Origin of the sequence: Streptomyces cyanogenus (assembly GCF_017526105.1) — a bacterium.
GTDB lineage: Bacteria > Actinomycetota > Actinomycetes > Streptomycetales > Streptomycetaceae > Streptomyces > Streptomyces cyanogenus.
On record NZ_CP071839.1, the window covers coordinates 4,472,176 to 4,488,579 of the forward strand.

At 70.2% G+C, this 16,404-nt stretch carries 12 protein-coding genes, 1 tRNA gene and 1 pseudogene; 8 read left to right on the forward strand and 6 right to left on the reverse strand.

The window, feature by feature from the left end; all coding sequences use genetic code 11:
• Positions 1 to 78: 78 nt before the first annotated feature.
• The 5 genes from gyrB to S1361_RS20170 all read left to right on the forward strand — a co-directional run bounded on the left by gyrB (position 79) and on the right by S1361_RS20170 (position 6,391).
• Complete coding sequence (gene gyrB, locus S1361_RS20150; protein WP_208033205.1) at positions 79 to 2,148, forward strand: DNA topoisomerase (ATP-hydrolyzing) subunit B; 2,070 nt, start codon at positions 79 to 81, stop codon at positions 2,146 to 2,148.
• Positions 2,149 to 2,190: 42 nt separating this feature from the next.
• On the forward strand, positions 2,191 to 4,785 hold the full coding sequence (gene gyrA / locus S1361_RS20155) for a DNA gyrase subunit A (RefSeq protein WP_208033206.1): 2,595 nt from the start codon (positions 2,191 to 2,193) through the stop codon (positions 4,783 to 4,785).
• 18 nt (positions 4,786 to 4,803) lie between these two features.
• Entirely contained in the window at positions 4,804 to 5,538 is a 735-nt protein-coding gene (locus S1361_RS20160) for a DUF3566 domain-containing protein (RefSeq protein ID WP_208033207.1), read from the forward strand.
• 112 nt (positions 5,539 to 5,650) lie between these two features.
• A tRNA-Ile gene (locus S1361_RS20165) sits at positions 5,651 to 5,727 on the forward strand.
• Between the two features lie 325 nt (positions 5,728 to 6,052).
• Positions 6,053 to 6,391: a peptidase inhibitor family I36 protein gene (locus S1361_RS20170; RefSeq protein WP_208033208.1), complete on the forward strand. Its 339-nt coding sequence runs from the start codon at positions 6,053 to 6,055 to the stop codon at positions 6,389 to 6,391.
• Positions 6,392 to 6,455: 64 nt separating this feature from the next.
• On the opposite strand, the pseudogene S1361_RS20175 reads toward S1361_RS20170, so the two are convergent.
• From S1361_RS20175 to S1361_RS20185, 3 genes and pseudogenes are all read right to left on the reverse strand, one after another.
• Positions 6,456 to 6,965, reverse strand: a pseudogene (locus tag S1361_RS20175) (tyrosine-type recombinase/integrase); the annotation flags it as partial.
• Positions 6,966 to 7,252: 287 nt separating this feature from the next.
• Positions 7,253 to 7,429 carry a hypothetical protein gene (locus S1361_RS20180; protein WP_167546367.1) on the reverse strand — a complete coding sequence of 59 codons (177 nt, stop codon included), beginning with the start codon at positions 7,427 to 7,429 and terminating at the stop codon, positions 7,253 to 7,255.
• 96 nt (positions 7,430 to 7,525) lie between these two features.
• Entirely contained in the window at positions 7,526 to 8,239 is a 714-nt protein-coding gene (locus S1361_RS20185; protein ID WP_208033209.1) for an HNH endonuclease, read from the reverse strand.
• Positions 8,240 to 8,718: 479 nt separating this feature from the next.
• Here S1361_RS20185 and S1361_RS20190 point away from each other — a divergent pair, with 479 nt between their 5' ends.
• A complete protein-coding gene (locus S1361_RS20190) occupies positions 8,719 to 9,528 on the forward strand; it encodes a leucine-rich repeat domain-containing protein (protein ID WP_243769236.1) in 810 nt (269 codons plus the stop codon).
• Positions 9,529 to 9,744: 216 nt separating this feature from the next.
• Here S1361_RS20190 and S1361_RS20195 read toward each other — a convergent pair whose 3' ends face one another.
• Positions 9,745 to 13,797, reverse strand: coding sequence for a WD40 repeat domain-containing protein (locus S1361_RS20195; RefSeq protein WP_208033210.1), 4,053 nt, complete (start codon positions 13,795 to 13,797; stop codon positions 9,745 to 9,747).
• A 517-nt stretch (positions 13,798 to 14,314) separates the two neighbouring features.
• Here S1361_RS20195 and S1361_RS20200 point away from each other — a divergent pair.
• Positions 14,315 to 14,731 (forward strand): hypothetical protein, encoded by a 417-nt coding sequence (locus S1361_RS20200; protein ID WP_208036978.1) that lies wholly within the window; start codon positions 14,315 to 14,317, stop codon positions 14,729 to 14,731.
• A gap of 75 nt (positions 14,732 to 14,806) precedes the next feature.
• On the forward strand, positions 14,807 to 15,028 hold the full coding sequence (locus S1361_RS20205; RefSeq protein ID WP_208033211.1) for a ferredoxin: 222 nt from the start codon (positions 14,807 to 14,809) through the stop codon (positions 15,026 to 15,028).
• Here the strand turns inward: S1361_RS20205 and S1361_RS20210 are convergent.
• Entirely contained in the window at positions 15,018 to 15,782 is a 765-nt protein-coding gene (locus S1361_RS20210; protein ID WP_208036689.1) for a glycosyltransferase family 2 protein, read from the reverse strand. The two genes, S1361_RS20205 and S1361_RS20210, sit on opposite strands and share 11 nt — an antisense overlap.
• A 219-nt stretch (positions 15,783 to 16,001) precedes the next feature.
• Positions 16,002 to 16,343, reverse strand: coding sequence for a DUF6344 domain-containing protein (locus tag S1361_RS20215; RefSeq protein WP_208033212.1), 342 nt, complete (start codon positions 16,341 to 16,343; stop codon positions 16,002 to 16,004).
• Positions 16,344 to 16,404 lie beyond the last annotated feature (61 nt).

Below are 16,404 nucleotides of genomic sequence, written 5' to 3' on the forward strand. Positions count from 1 at the left end.
AAGCTGAGCAACGCTGATCAAGGCTTACCAACGCAACATGCCGCAGCCGCTCCGGCAATCCGCCGACGAGCCCGGCTCGTGCTGTGCCAGAAAGGGCGCTTCGTGGCCGATTCCGGCAACCCCAACGAGAACATCCCGTCCACCGACGCCGGCGTGAGCACCGAGGCCACCGCCTCGGCCTCTTACGACGCCAGCGCCATCACCGTGCTCGAAGGGCTGGACGCGGTCCGCAAGCGGCCCGGCATGTACATCGGCTCCACGGGCGAGCGCGGTCTGCACCACCTGGTGTACGAGGTCGTCGACAACTCGGTCGACGAGGCGCTGGCGGGTTACGCCGACACCATCGACGTGACGATCCTCGCCGACGGCGGTGTGCGCGTCGTCGACAACGGCCGTGGCATCCCGGTGGGCATCGTGCCCTCCGAGGGCAAGCCGGCCGTCGAGGTCGTGCTGACCGTGCTGCACGCGGGCGGCAAGTTCGGCGGCGGCGGGTACGCCGTCTCCGGCGGTCTGCACGGTGTGGGTGTGTCCGTCGTGAACGCCCTGTCCACGAAGGTCGCCGTCGAGGTGAGGACCGACGGGCACCGGTGGACGCAGGACTACAAGATGGGCGTTCCGACGGCCCCGCTGGTCCAGCACGAGGCGACGGAGGAGACCGGCACGTCGGTCACCTTCTGGGCCGACCCGGAGATCTTCGAGACCACCGAGTACTCCTTCGAGACGCTGTCGCGGCGTTTCCAGGAGATGGCGTTCCTCAACAAGGGCCTGACGATCCGGCTCACCGACGAGCGCGAGTCGGCGAAGGCGACGAGCGGCGCGGACGAGGCGGGTGCGGACGAGAAGGCCGAGGTCAAGACCGTCACGTACCACTACGAGGGCGGCATCGTCGACTTCGTGAAGTACCTCAACTCCCGCAAGGGAGAGGCGGTGCACCCCACCGTCGTCTCGCTGGAGGCCGAGGACAAGGACAAGAGCCTGTCCCTCGAGGTCGCCATGCAGTGGAACAGCGGCTACAGCGAGGGCGTGTACTCCTTCGCCAACATCATCCACACCCACGAGGGCGGTACGCACGAGGAGGGCTTCCGTGCGGCCCTCACCAGCCTGATCAACAAGTACGCGCGCGACAAGAAGCTGCTGCGCGAGAAGGACGACAACCTCACCGGTGACGACATCCGTGAGGGTCTGACCGCGATCATCTCCGTCAAGCTGAGCGAGCCGCAGTTCGAGGGCCAGACGAAGACCAAGCTGGGCAACACGGAGGCCAAGACCTTCGTGCAGAAGGCGGTCTACGAGCACCTCAACGACTGGCTGGACCGCAATCCGGTCGAGGCCGCGGACATCGTCCGCAAGGGCATCCAGGCGGCCACCGCGCGCGTGGCGGCCCGCAAGGCGCGCGACCTGACGCGTCGCAAGGGCCTGCTGGAGACCGCGTCGCTGCCGGGCAAGCTGGCCGACTGCCAGTCCAACGACCCGGCCAAGTGCGAGATCTTCATCGTCGAGGGTGACTCCGCCGGCGGCTCGGCCAAGTCGGGCCGGAACCCGCAGTACCAGGCGATCCTCCCGATCCGGGGCAAGATCCTGAACGTGGAGAAGGCCAGGATCGACAAGATCCTGCAGAACCAGGAGATCCAGGCGCTGATCTCGGCCTTCGGCACGGGTGTGCACGAGGACTTCGACATCGAGAAGCTCCGCTATCACAAGATCATCCTGATGGCGGACGCCGACGTCGACGGCCAGCACATCAGCACCCTGCTGCTGACCTTCCTGTTCCGCTTCATGCGGCCGCTGGTCGAGGCCGGGCACGTGTACCTGTCCCGTCCCCCGCTGTACAAGATCAAGTGGGGCCGGGACGACGTGGAGTACGCCTACTCGGACCGCGAGCGCGACGCGCTGATCGAGATGGGCCGGCAGCGCGGCAAGCGCGTCCGCGAGGACTCGATCCAGCGCTTCAAGGGTCTCGGCGAGATGAACGCCGAGGAGCTGCGCGTGACCACGATGGACCAGGAGCACCGGGTCCTCGGCCAGGTCACCCTCGACGACGCCGCCCAGGCCGACGACCTGTTCTCGGTACTGATGGGCGAGGACGTCGAGGCCCGGCGCCAGTTCATCCAGCGCAACGCCAAGGACGTCCGCTTCCTCGACATCTGAGTCGGTCTCAGCTGACCGCACCAGGAAGGATCCCCACCAGCAATGGCCGACGAGAACACCCCCGTGACGCCTGAAGAGGGCGGCGAACTCGCGATGCGTGTCGAGCCCGTCGGGCTCGAGACGGAGATGCAGCGCTCGTACCTGGACTACGCGATGTCCGTCATCGTGTCCCGTGCGCTGCCGGACGTCCGGGACGGTCTCAAGCCCGTCCACCGCCGCGTGCTGTACGCCATGTACGACGGCGGTTACCGCCCCGAGCGCGGTTTCTACAAGTGCGCCCGTGTCGTCGGCGACGTCATGGGCAACTACCACCCGCACGGCGACTCCTCCATCTACGACGCCCTGGTGCGCCTCGCCCAGCCGTGGTCGATGCGGATGCCGCTGGTCGACTCCAACGGAAACTTCGGTTCGCCGGGCAACGACCCGGCGGCGGCCATGCGCTACACCGAGTGCAAGATGGCGCCGCTGTCGATGGAGATGGTCCGGGACATCGACGAGGAGACCGTCGACTTCACGGACAACTACGACGGCCGCTCCCAGGAGCCGACCGTCCTGCCGGCCCGCTTCCCGAACCTGCTGATCAACGGCTCCGCCGGTATCGCGGTCGGCATGGCCACCAACATCCCGCCGCACAACCTGCGCGAGGTCGCGGCGGGCGCCCAGTGGTACCTGGAGAACCCGGACGTCTCCCACGAGGAGCTGCTCGACGCGCTCATGGAGCGCATCAAGGGCCCCGACTTCCCGACCGGCGCGCTGGTCGTGGGCCGCAAGGGCATCGAGGAGGCGTACCGCACCGGGCGCGGCTCCATCACGATGCGCGCGGTGGTCGAGGTCGAGGAGATCCAGGGCCGCCAGTGCCTGGTGGTGACCGAGCTGCCGTACCAGGTGAACCCGGACAACCTGGCGCAGAAGATCGCCGACCTGGTGAAGGACGGCAGGATCGGCGGCATCGCGGACGTCCGCGACGAGACGTCCTCCCGCACGGGCCAGCGCCTGGTGATCGTCCTCAAGCGGGACGCGGTCGCCAAGGTCGTCCTGAACAACCTGTACAAGCACACGGACCTGCAGACGAACTTCGGCGCCAACATGCTGGCGCTGGTCGACGGTGTGCCGCGCACGCTGTCCCTGGACGCGTTCATCCGCCACTGGGTGACGCACCAGATCGAGGTCATCGTCCGCCGGACGAAGTTCCGGCTGCGCAAGGCCGAGGAGCGGGCGCACATCCTGCGCGGCCTGCTGAAGGCCCTGGACGCCATCGACGAGGTCATCGCGCTGATCCGGCGCAGTGACACCGTCGACGTCGCGCGCACGGGCCTGATGGAGCTGCTGGAGATCGACGAGATCCAGGCCAACGCGATCCTGGAGATGCAGCTGCGGCGCCTGGCGGCCCTGGAGCGGCAGAAGATCGTCCAGGAGCACGACGAACTCCAGGCGAAGATCAACGAGTACAACGAGATTCTCGCCTCGCCGGTCCGCCAGCGCGGGATCGTCAGCGAGGAGCTGGCCGCGATCGTCGAGAAGTACGGCGACGACCGCCAGACCAAGCTGATCCCGTACGAGGGCGACATGTCCATCGAGGACCTGATCGCCGAGGAGGACATCGTCGTCACCGTCACGCGCGGCGGCTACGTCAAGCGGACGAAGACGGACGACTACCGGGCGCAGAAGCGCGGCGGCAAGGGCGTGCGCGGTACGAAGCTGAAGGAAGACGACATCGTCGACCACTTCTTCGTCTCCACCACGCACCACTGGCTGCTGTTCTTCACCAACAAGGGACGCGTGTACCGGGCGAAGGCGTACGAGCTGCCCGAGGCCGGCCGGGACGCGCGCGGGCAGCACGTGGCGAACCTGCTCGCCTTCCAGCCGGACGAGGCGATCGCCGAGATCCTGGCCATCCGGGACTACGAGGCGGCGCCGTACCTGGTGCTGGCCACCAAGTCCGGCCTGGTCAAGAAGACGCCACTGAAGGATTACGATTCGCCCCGCTCCGGCGGTGTCATCGCGATCAATCTTCGGGAGCGCGAGGACGGTTCGGGCGACGAGCTGATCGGTGCCGAGCTGGTCTCGGCCGACGACGATCTGCTGCTGATCAGCAGGAAGGCGCAGTCGATCCGGTTCACCGCCTCGGACGACTCCCTTCGCCCGATGGGCCGTGCCACCTCCGGTGTCAAGGGGATGAGTTTCCGGGAGGGCGACGAGCTTCTCTCGATGAATGTTGTTCGACCCGGTACGTTCGTGTTCACTGCCACCGACGGTGGGTACGCGAAGCGGACCGCCGTCGACGAGTACCGCGTCCAGGGTCGCGGCGGCCTCGGCATCAAGGCCGCCAAGATCGTGGAGGACCGTGGTTCGCTCGTCGGCGCGCTGATTGTCGAGGAGAACGACGAGATCCTCGCGATCACCCTCTCCGGCGGTGTGATTCGTACGCGAGTCAGCGAGGTCAGGGAGACGGGCCGTGACACCATGGGCGTCCAACTGATCAACCTGGGCAAGCGCGATGCCGTGGTCGGTATCGCACGTAACGCCGAGGCCGGGCGCGAGGCGGAGGAAGTCGACGGCGATGTGGCCGTGGACGAGACCGCCGAGGACGCCGCGACCACCGGCACGGACGAGGGTGAGGCACCCTCGGCCGAGTAGCACGAGGAGTGAGTCATCGTGAGCGGAGCCACGGGCGCCGGATCGGCCGGTACCTCCACGGGTACGGAAACGGACGGCGGCGGCCGTGGCTCCGCCGCGCGTGCGGGGAGTGCGAGCGATCCGCACACGACCAACCTGAAGCCGGTGAAGGCTTCCGTGGCGGAGTCCTCCGGCACGCAGGAATCCCAGGAGTCCCAGGGGGGCACTGTGACGGACACCCGAGGTCCGGCCGCGGCCGGTGAGGCGCGGCCGGCGTCGCCGCTGCCCGGCGAGCGGCGCCCGGAGCAGCCCGACGGGCCGTACCACCCGCCGCAGGCCTATCCGGCGCAGGCTCCCGCCGGTGCGGTGCGCAAGCCGCGTACGGGGGTGCGGACGGCGCCGCGGACCCGCAAGGCGCGGCTGCGGGTGGCCAAGGCCGACCCGTGGTCGGTGATGAAGGTCAGCTTCCTGCTCTCCATCGCGTTCGGCATCTGCACGATCGTCGCCTCGGCGGTGCTGTGGATGGTCATGGATGCGATGGGCGTGTTCTCGACGGTCGGCGGCACGATCTCGGAGGCGACCGGCTCGAACGAGGCGAACGGCTTCGACCTCCAGGCGTTCCTGTCCCTCCCCCACGTCCTGACCTTCACGACGATCATCGCGGTCATCGACGTCGTCCTGGCCACGGCCCTCGCGACGCTCGGCGCGTTCATCTACAACCTCTCCGCGGGCTTCGTGGGCGGCATCGAGCTGACCCTGGCGGAGGACGAGTGACCACCGGACCAGCGGCGTTCCGACGGTCCCCCGACAACCGATTTTGGGACTGACGCGGTCGTGCGCTAATCTTCAGGAGTCAGCGCGCGGGACACACACCGCAGAGCGCGGCGGGGCTATAGCTCAGTTGGTTAGAGCGCATCCCTGATAAGGATGAGGCCACAGGTTCAAATCCTGTTAGCCCCACCAGCACAAAGACCCCCGGATCATTGGTCCGGGGGTCTTTTGACACCAGTGGTTGACACCAACGGCGGCGGTCAGCCGATGAGCGGATCTTCCAGCAGCTCCGCGAGCGTGCCGACCGCTTCACGCTCACTGTCGCCGACGACGTGGGTTTACACGTCCATGGTCATGCTGATCTGACTGTGCCGGAGGCTCGACGCGGCGCGGGCCCCGAGGCGCTTTGCTGCCCGCCGCCCGAGGCTCCCTCGGTAGCTCACTGTGAGGCTTGCTTGCCCGTTCAGGGCATGACAAGATCAACAACCAGTAACGATCTCTGAGAACGGATGTGCCCGTGAGGAAACGTTCTTTACTGCTGGCCGGCGCGGCTCTGGCAGCAACCCTTCCCTTCGCTGCCGTGCAGCCCGCTTCCGCAGCGTCGGTGTGCGCGACGGGCAAGGTGTGCGCCTGGACCGGGGCTAACTTCACCGGTACGCGCTATGATCGCACGGCTTCGGAACACGGTTGCGATGCGCCGGGCCCGGTGAACACCAGCTTCCGCACGATCTCGAACCAGTCCCGCTTCAACGTCACCGTCTACAGCGAGGACGGTTGCTACGGAAGCACGGTGGTGATCAGGAGCGGGCACTACTCCGGGTCTCTCCCGTTTAAGGCCAGGGCCTATTCGTGGTAAGGGCCTCTGTTAGCCCCACCAGCGAGGAGACCCCCAGTCGGTACCGGCTGGGGGTTTTTGACATCTACGGCTGACATGAGCCGATGAGTGGATCTTCCAGAAGCTCGGCGAGCATGCCGACCGCTTCCCGCTCACTGTCGCCGACCACGTGCGTGTAGACGTCCATGGTCATGCTGATCTGGCTGTGCCGCAGGATCGCCTGAGCCACTTTGGGGTGCACCTTCAGGAAGGCCAGCAGGGTGCCGCAGGTGTGCCGAGCGAGGCGAACCGTGATCCGGCGGACGCCGACACGCTTGACGAGCCGATCGAAGGTACGGGAGAAGCCCACAGGGTCGATCATGCCGCCGTGCTCGGAGGAGAAGATCAAGTCATGGTCTGGCTCTTGCGACCAGTGCTCACCAGCGATCTTCCGTTCCAGTTCCTGAAGCTCCCGGCGCTCCTCCAGGACGCGAGCGCAGAACTCCGGGAGCGGTAGCACGGCCTGTGAGGACTCCGTCTTCAGGTCCTTGAGGACCAGGCCCACGCCCTTGACCCGCTGCACCTGCTTGATCGGGGTGGAGTGGCCGGCCTCGAATCGCGCCACCCATGTTGATCTCACCGAGGAGTTCGACGGGGGAGCGGGTCGTCCACCTTGTACTCCCCGTCGTGCATCTCCCCGTACCCCCCAGGGCGTCCGTCTCGTCGAAGTACTTGAGGTACGCGGTCCGCAGATGTCAGGACTAATGATGTCCAAAGGCGCCTTGTCAGGGGTCTCTCTCTATAGGAGCTGGATGACCCCCGCCAAGGCGGAGGAAGGCAGGGTCCTGCCGGGGTGAGCAGGGCCCCGCCTGTCGGCCAGGCGAGCAGGTCGCCTGCCTGTTGTCAGCGACGCCACCGAGCCCAGAAATGTGTGATCGTCATCACGACCACGGCGCCGAGTACCTGCTCCGTCTCGCCGCCGATGCCGGCGCTATACCCGGCGCCATAGCCAACGCTGATCGCGGCGACGAGGATCTCATAACTTGGCGGACGCTCCCGTTCGGGCAGCGCACCCTGCATACTGGACAAAGTTCTCCTCTGTCGAAGGGGTAGGACCATCCGCCGGGACCCGTAGATCTGTGGAAGGTGATGCGGGGACCGGCGGAAGCTTGTGGGTCAGAGGGGCTCATCGCCCTCATCTCGGGCACTTACGGCATGCGCCAAAAGCTCCTTAAGGGTGTTCTTCTGGCTGGCGGGAGCGGCGCGGTACAGCTGCCACACTTCTTCGACGGCAGAAACCGGTCGACGGCCCAGTGTCATCCAGGCGAGCAAGCGAGACTGTTCGCCCGGTGACAGACTCTGCATCCGCAACCAGACTTCTTCCTCGCCTGGTGGCTGAGAGGTACGGCCAGCGTTACAGTTCGGGCAAAGAGTGATCAGATTGTCCGGACTATCGGTCCCGCCGTGCGAAATCGGCACTACGTAGGCGAGGCCCAGACGAGTAGAGCCGGCCCGCAATCCGCAGCGCACGCACGCGTGCCCATCCCTCTCGAGGACTATGCGGCGGATACGGGCAGAAGGGCCCCGGCGAGCGACACGAGCAGCCCTCGTCGCCGGGTCCCAGATAGGTTCGCCAGCCCGCGCGAAGAAGAGCTCGTCTTGCTTGAGGGAGACCCGGGTGAGCCTAGTCTCGATCTCCCACCCATGATCCCGCAGGTCGCGGAGACGACGATCCAGCTGGGCGTATTCCGGAAAGGCATGCCTCATCTGCGCCTTGGTGAAGATGTTCCCCTCGCCAACCACGTCGCGAAGCCACAGCGCCAAGCGGACCTTGGTGCCGATCTTCTGGTCAGTCCACTTTGGTGGCGGGACAGCTTCATGGTCGGTCACGGATTCACACCCCCTTCAGCGGCAACGTGCGGCTTGCGACGACCATCCCATGCCGCGGCAGGCTTAGGCAAGCCTCGGCAAGGGGCGGCAGGGCGGGGCAGGGGCTTTTGGGGCGAAATAACCCAGTGTCGACTTGGAAATCTGGGCGAAGTCCGGTACTGCAACCAGAGTCGCGCACACCACACCGACGCATGACCAGAGGCGAGAGCAGCGCAAAATGGAGTACATAGCCCCGCGTCAAGCGCGGCGTTGGGGCTGACACCAGTTACTGACACCAACAACGGCGTACAGGTGCGGAGAACAGCGGTGCCCAGCGGTCATCGCGCCGCCGCCGAGCCGGGGTTCTTCTGGCTATCAGGAGGGCTCACCAGCGAGACCCCCAGCCGGTACCGGTTGGGGGTCTTTGATGTCCATGAAGTCAGGCGGTCGAAGGTCCGTGAGCGCTGGGCCGGCCAAATGAAGATCCGTATCGTGGCCCCATGGTGGATGAGGGCGCATCGAAACTCTTCGTGAACCGGTGGGGCGACACAGCGGACCCGGCATCGGTGGGACGCGCTTCCTGCCGGGACGAGTGCGTGTGCTTCGACCAGGCCAGGCCGCAGCCGCGCGCCCGTGTCGGTTTCCACGCCGAACGCCAGGACACCTCGACCGCTGGGTGGCGACGTCTGCTGGAGTTGGTCGACGAGGCCGCGGAAGACGGGCGGGAGGAGTTCCGGCCTCTGGCCGGACTCAGTGCCGAGGAGCGCCGACAGGTCATCACCCTGCCGACGGGCATCGCCAGACTGACGGCGGTCAGACACCTCGTGCTCTACGGCAGCAACCTGGTCCGCATTCCGCCCGAGATCGGTGCCATGACCAGCCTGGAGGAGTTCACCCCCTACACCTCGTACCGGCTGCACTGGTTCCCCTACGAGATCACCAGATGCTCGAAACTGGTCCGGAGCACGGTGAGCACCCGCGCGCTGTTCGGGAACTACAAGCTCCGTCCTCCGTTCCCCCGACTACAGCCGCCCAGAGCCTCCGTTGAAGATCTCGACCTGACGGCGCTCGATGCCCGGCGCTGGGGTGCCACAGCCATCCGTGGGTGCAGTGTCTGTGATCGGCCGATCGAGCAGCACGGGCTCCACCAGGCGTGGATCTCCCTGCGGGTGGCCACCGACGTCCTGCCCCTCCTGGTCAACGCCTGCTCGGCAGCCTGCGTCTCCGCCCTTCCCGCCGGCGCCGAGGACCACGTGCGGCTGCCGCACACGGGCGGCAGGATCGAGCAGCCACCGTCCGACTGGGACTGATCGGCCGGTCGGCGGTGGTGGTGGCGGTACGCGAGGACCAGGTGCGCGGACCACGGGGTTGCTCCCGGGAACGATCAGCGTGCGCCGGAGCACGGCACAGCGAAACACCCGGCCGCTGGCGACGGGGGATGCACCAGCGACCGGGCTATGGCCAAGGGTAACAAGGTTGTCGGTTCCGTGGGGCCAAGTCCGGGGGGAATCAGGGATGTTGGCCGATCATCGACCGCACGGAGGGTCGTAGGAGAGGCGGGACAGGTACTCGTGCCACCGGTGCGGGGTGAGGACGTTCCGGGTGACCGAGCAGATGTGCCGGATCGCCGCGTCGGCGTCCAGGCTCCACAGGCGGACGGTGTCGCTGCCGCTGGAGACGCCGAGGACACGGCTGCCGGGGCTGAAGGAGAGGAAGGCGCCGGTCTTGGCGTTGGGGCTCATCGACTGGCCGATCGGGGTCGCCGAGTCCGGGTCGGCGACGTTCCAGAGGCGGACCGTGTTGTCGTTGCCGCCGCTGGCCAGGGTGCGGCCGTCGGCGCTGAACGTCACGGACGTGACCGCCTCGGTGTGGCCGGTGAGCGGGGCGCCCAGCGCGCTCGCCGAGCCGGGGTCGGTGACGTTCCACAGGCGGACCGTGTCGTCGTCGCTGCCGCTGGCCAGCGTGTGCCCGTCCGGGCTGAAGGCGAGGTCGTTGACGGGCCCGGAGTGCTCGGTGAGCGGCGTGCCGAGCGGTACGGCGTGCGCGGGGTCGGTCACCTTCCACAGCCGGATCGTGCCGTCCGCGCTGCCGCCGGCCAGCGTGCGGCCGTCCGGGCTGAAGGCGAGGGCGTTGACGTAGCCCCGGTGGCCGGTGAGCGGGGTGCCGAGCGGTACGGCGTGGGCGGGGTCGGTGACGTTCCACAGCTGGATGGTGCGGTCGTCGTAGGCGGTGGCCAGGGTGCGGCCGTCGGGGCTGTAGGCCAGCGCGTCGGGGCCCATGAAGCGGGTGCGCAGGCGCAGCGGCGGGCCGGCGGAGACGGGGTGGGCGGGATCGGTGACGTTCCACAGGTGGACCGCGCGGACGCCGGTGAGGACGGCGAGGGTGCGGCCGTCGGGGGAGAACACCAGGGAGCGCTGGTCGCCGTCGGCGTGCATGAAGGGCTTGCCGAGCGGGACGGGCCGGCCGGGCCGGGCCACGTTCCACAGCCGGAGCCTGCCGTCCCGGGTGGCGGTGGCCAGAACCCGCCCGTCCGGGCGGAACGCCCCGCTGCGGCCGAGCATGTCCGAGGTCGGCACCGACCACAGGCGCACCTTGCCGTCGCCGCTGCCGGTGGCGAGGGTACGGCCGTCCGGGCTGAACCCGAGCGCGTACATCTCGCCGCTGCTGCCCGCCAGCGGCTCGCCGATCTGGGACGGGGAGGCCGGGTCGCCGACGTTCCACAGGCTCGCCGTGCTGTCGGCGCTCGCGGCGGCCAGCCGGCCGCTGTCGGGGCTGAAGGCCACGGACCAGATCGGGCCGGTGTGGCCGGTCAGCGGCGAGCCGATCGCCGCCGCGCGGGCGGGTTCGGACACGTCCCACAGCCGGATGGTGTCGTCCGCGCTGCCGCTGGCCAGGGTGTGCCCGTCCGGGCTGAAGGCCACCGAGTGCACCAGGTCGGTGTGCCCGCGCAGGATCCGGACCGCCGTCGGCCGGCGTGACGCGGTGACGTCCCACAGCCGGACCGTGTCGTCGTCGCCGCCGGTCGCGAGCGTGTGCCCGTCCGGGCTGAACGCCACGGAGCGCACCGCCGCCAAGTGCCCGCGCAGCGTGACCGCCGGGGCGGGCCGGCGCGGGTCGGTGACGTTCCACAGCCGTACCGTGCGGTCCTCGCCGGCCGTGGCCAGGGTGTGGCCGTCGGGGCTGAAGGCGGCCAGGTAGATGGTGCCCTGGTGGCCGGCGAGCGGCGTGCCGAGCGGTACGGGGCGGGCGGGGTCGGTCACGTCCCACAGCCGGACGGTGCCGTCGTCGCCGGCGCCGGCCAGGGTGTGGCCGTCCGGGCTGAAGACGGCGCTGCTCATCCAGCTGGCGGGACCGGTGAGCGGTTTGCCGAGCGGGGCCGGGCGGTTGGGGTCGGTGACGTTCCACAGCCGGACCGTGCGGTCGTAGCCGGCCGTGGCCAGGGTGTGGCCGTCCGGGCTGAACGAGGTGAGGTAGACGGCGCCGGTGTGGCCGGACAGCGGGGTGGCCAGCGGCGCGTTCACGATCGAGATCAGACGGCTGTAGGTGCCCTCGTCGCCGGGGCGCAGCCGGTGCGCGACCAGGTCGAGCTGCGCGGCCAGCGACGGATCCGTGTGCTGCACCCGGTCGGCCTCGGCGAGCACCTGCGCGAACACGGCGTCGTCGCGCTGCTTGAAGGCGATCACCGCGGAGCCGGCGGCGAGCACGGCCAGCACGACCAGCGCCGCCACCGCGGCCCGGCCCAGCCTCACCGAGCGCTTGCGCAGCCGTACCGAGGCGGCCAGGAACTCCACCGCGCTGCGGGTGAGGAACGTGTCCCCGGCCGACCGGGCCCAGGTGCGGGCCTCCTCCAGCCGGGACCCCCGGTACAGCAGCGAGCTGTCCCGCCCCGAGTCCTCCCAGGCCCGGCCGTCCTCCTCCAGCCGCTGGCGCAGCAGGTGGTCGCCGCGGCCCTCGTCGATCCAGTGCCGCAGCCGGGGCCAGGCGTGCAGCAGCGCCTCGTGCGTGATCTCCACGGTGTCGGCGTCCAGGGTCACCAGCCGGGCCCGCACCAGGGCCTCCAGCGACTCCTGCGTCTTGCCCGGGTCCGCGGACTCCTGCGCCAGCTGCCGCCGGGTGCCGCGCCGGCGCGTGGCCTGGGTGTCCTCGCCCAGCCGGACCAGCCGCAGCAGAAGCAGCCGGGCGGCGGTACGGGCCGCCGGGTCGAGCCCGGACCAGGCGCGCTCGGCGGTCGCCGCGACCGCGCCCTGGATGCCGCCCGCCGCGCGGTAGCCGGCCAGCGTCAGCTTCCCGCCCTTGCGGCGCTGCCAGGTGGCCAGCAGCGCGTGCGACAGCAGGGGGAGCACGCCCGCGTCGTGCGCGCCGCGCGGGCCGTCGGCGCTCACCTCGCGCACGATCAGCTCGGCGAGCCCCGGCTCCAGCTCCAGGCCCACCGCCTTGGCCGGACCGGTCACCGCCTCGCGCAGCTCGGTGCTGGTCAGCGGGCCGAGCACCATGTGCCGGTGCTGCAGCGCATCGGCCAGTTCCGGGTAGCGCAGGCACTGCTCGTAGAAGTCGGCGCGGATGCCGAGGACGACCCGGACGGGGGCGGGTCCGGTGGAGCCCGCGGGCGGCGTGCAGGCGGTGTGCAGGAACTGGATGAAGGCCCGGCGGTCCGCCTCGTCGGCGCAGAGGGTGAACGCCTCCTCGAACTGGTCCACGATGACGACCGGCCGGGCGTCCGGGTCCCGGTCGTGGCCCGCCCAGACCGCGACCGCCCTGCGTACGGCCCGGGCGAGGTGCGGGGCGTCGCTGCCGGGCAGCACCGGGTTCTCCGCCGCCTTGCGCTCGGCCCTGCGTGCGACGTCGGCGATCTCGGCCAGCTCCGGGATGCGGCGGACCAGCTCACCGAGCGGATCGGCACCGGGGACGAACTGCAGGACCCGCTGGGGCCGGACCGCCCCGTCCGCCGCCGGGCCGTCCAGGGCGCCGTTCCGGACTGCGGGGACCAGCCCGGCGTTCAGCAGGGACGACTTCCCCGCTCCCGAGGCGCCGACCAGCATCACCAGGCCCCCCGGCCGCTCGACCGCGCGGAGCTGCGCGACGAGGGCGTTCGTACTGCGTTCCCGGCCGAAGAACCACCGGGCGTCCTCCCGCCGGTACGGTGCCAGGCCCCGGTACGGGCACACGCCGCCGGCGACCGGCGGGGCCTGGGCCGGCGGCCGCCGGTTCTCCTCCGCGGGCGGCGCGGGCCGTTCGCCGCTCGGACCGGTCAGCGCCAGCTCCCACAGCCGCTGCCAGTGGGTGAGGTCGTACAGGCCGGTGGAGACCGGGGTGGGCCGCAGGCGCCGTGCCTCCGGGATCAGGATCTGCAACACCGCGGCGAGGGCGGCGAACTGGGCCGGCACGTTCCGGGCCCGGCGCCAGTCGCTGATCCGCTGCGCCGACACCCGTACCGGACGGCCGCGTTCGTCGACCCGCTGCAGTCGTACGACCGCCTCGGCGACGCTCTTGAGGGGAGGGTTTCCGGCCTCCTTGTACAGCAGCGCCAGGCGCTCGGCGAAGGCTGTGCGTGCCCCTGAGTCGGAACTCAAGGTTCCCACCCCTTACTTTCCCCCGCGTGCGGACGTCCGGACCGGAAAACTCACCCTATACGGCTGACCTGCGGCGAAGGGTGGGTCCGGAGATCGGGCACTCCTGCTGCGGGACCGCAGATGGCAGGATCCGAACCCGGTACCGGACCGGTCACACACCGTCCGGACAGGCCACCGGCTCAGTGCTCGCAGAGGCACCCCATGGCGCCGAACGTTCTCAGCCGAAATCGCTCGCGTGTCGCGCCCGGCGGGTGAGCCCGCGCGCGCCCCGGACACCGTCCGGCCCCCGTACTTCGACCCGTGCCGCAGCGCCGACAGGGCACGGGTCGACGGCCCGGCACCGTCCGGCACCGGTCCCCACGAGGGGAGGGACCGGTGCCGGACGGGCGGGAACGCCCACCCCTGGTGATCTGACGGTGCGTCAGTTACGGTCGCCCCGCCGGTCCTTTCCGAAGGGGTGAGGTGTCCCATGGAGAAGCAGCGTCCCCGGTGCCCGCGGCCGCCCGGTGAACCCCGCTGGGTAGCGATGTTCCACGAACCCGCCCACGGCACCTGGACGGTGGGCGCCGAGTCCCCGTACCGGGAGCCGGTGCTGTACGCCGTCGGGGACATGACCCGGACCGTGCGGGCGCGCGGAGCCGAGGCGACCGTCGCCCTGTGGGGGCCCGAGGACGGCGGCTGGCGCCTCTTCGACGCCCCGTCCGCCACGCCCCCCGCCCCCGCGCCGGAGCGGCCCGCGCCGCTCTCCCCGGAACCGGCGCGGCTGGCCGAGCGCATGACGGACCGCCGGCACCAGGTGCTCATGGCCGGACTGGGCAAGGCGGGCCTGTACGACCTGGGTCCCGAGGACGACGAGGCGGTCCGTACGCTCGCCGACCGGCTCGACGAGCCGACGGTCCGCCGGGTGGCCCACTGGCTCTCGGCCGCGGGCGGGCAGCGGTAGCCCGGCGGGCGGGTTCGGCGGGGGTGCGGCCGGGCAGTGACGTCCTGAAGGTCACCGCCCACGCGTGGAGGACGCATGAAGGTCTCCGTCGACCGCTCCCTGTGCTACGGCTCCGCCGAGTGCGCGTACCGGGCGCCGGCCGTGTTCGCCTTCGAGGACGGGTACGGCGTCGTACGGCCCGGTGCGGCGGAGGCGGCCGAGGACCCGCGGGTGCGGGAGGCCGTCCGGGAGGCGGCCGAGAAGTGCCCCTCGCAGGCCGTCCTCCTCGCCGAGGGGGAGGAGCCGTTCAGCGGGTAGCGGCCGGCGGACAGGCCCAGCCGAAGGTGGCCAGCGCCCGGGCGCGGGTCTCGGCGACCGCCATGCGGGCCGCGCGTTCGGCGGGGTCGACGTGCGCCGGCCGGCCCGTGACCTGACCCTCCCACTTGCGGTACAGCAGACCGGTCTCGGCCGAGAACCAGCCGCGGCTGACCGCGTCCAGCGCCAGCAGCAGGCCGGTGTCCTCCGAGGCGGGCAGCGCCATCCAGCCGCCCAGCGCGGTGAGCAGCTCCCGCCGTACGCACAGGCTCGCCGGGTGGACCGGGGCGCGGAAGTCGTCCCGCTTCCACCGGTCGAGGACGGTACCGCGCTCGATCGGGCCGTCGTCCGGGTCGCCGGGGAAGCCGGCCGTGGAACCGTCGGGCAGCAGGTCCAGGACGCGGGACGTCGTCCAGCCGACGGTCGGGTGCTCTTCCAGCACGGCCACGTCCCGGGCGAGCGCACCCGGGGTGAGCTGGTCGTCGGCGTCCAGCACCTTGACGTACGCGCCCTCGACGCGCGCCAGCGCGATCGTCCGGGCGACCCCGGGACCGCCCGGCCGGCCCTGCCGGAAGGACACCCGGTCGTCGTCCGGGACGTGGGGGCGGACCTCGTCGGTCGTGCCGTCCTCCTGCACGACCCAGTCCCACTCCCAGCCGGCGGGCAGCCGTTGCGCGCACAGGGACGCGTACGCGTCCGGCAGGAACCGGGCGGACGGGCCGTGGACAGCGGTGACTACGGTGACGCGCCGGTTCACGGCAGCGCTCACCACCTTTCCGTGGGGTGTGGTCGTTGCCGTACGAGGATGACGCATGGGCGGCGGCGTGCCGGGGGCGGCGTGGTGGCGGGGGCCTGTTCCGTGCCGGAACAGCGCGAGACCCCCGGCCGAACCCGGCCGGGGGTCTTTCCGTGTCGACTGGTGCGTACGCAAGTCGCCGTGCGGTCGAGACGTTGCGGTACTGCGGCGGGGGAGGGATCAGCAGTCGAGGGACTCCGAGAGGTGGTCCTGGGCCGCGGTCTCCGCCTCGGTCTCGGTGAGCGGACGGTGCCGGCAACTGGGGGTCTTGCCATGGGCCTCGGCCCGGATCCGCTGCTTCATCGTGGGGGGCAGGGCCCTGGCATGTGACCAGGCCCAGTGGCGTGCCGCCGGGATCGTCGGGGTCGTGCGCTGCGCGGTGCCGGTGCGGGGGCTCTCGGTCCGGGGTCCGGCCGCGGCGACGGTCGCGGAGGCGGCGGTGACGAGTCCGAGCGCCGTGCACAGCGCGAGGAAGGCGGTGACGATGGCGGTCCACAGCTTCATGACCTTGTTCCTGGTCATGGCCCCTCACTTTCGGGTTGGGCGATTTGCGTACTTTCCTCATGATGTGTATGAGCGTCGC

Excerpts from the sequence above, each read along its gene's own strand:
- S1361_RS20180 (WP_167546367.1), bottom strand. The coding sequence starts at position 7,429 with ATGCAGGGTGCGCTGCCCGAACGGGAGCGTCCGCCAAGTTATGAGATC.
- S1361_RS20190 (WP_243769236.1), top strand. The coding sequence starts at position 8,719 with ATGGTGGATGAGGGCGCATCGAAACTCTTCGTGAACCGGTGGGGCGAC.
- S1361_RS20205 (WP_208033211.1), top strand. The coding sequence starts at position 14,807 with ATGAAGGTCTCCGTCGACCGCTCCCTGTGCTACGGCTCCGCCGAGTGC.
- S1361_RS20215 (WP_208033212.1), bottom strand. The coding sequence starts at position 16,343 with ATGACCAGGAACAAGGTCATGAAGCTGTGGACCGCCATCGTCACCGCC.
- gyrA (WP_208033206.1), top strand. The coding sequence starts at position 2,191 with ATGGCCGACGAGAACACCCCCGTGACGCCTGAAGAGGGCGGCGAACTC.
- S1361_RS20200 (WP_208036978.1), top strand. The coding sequence starts at position 14,315 with ATGTTCCACGAACCCGCCCACGGCACCTGGACGGTGGGCGCCGAGTCC.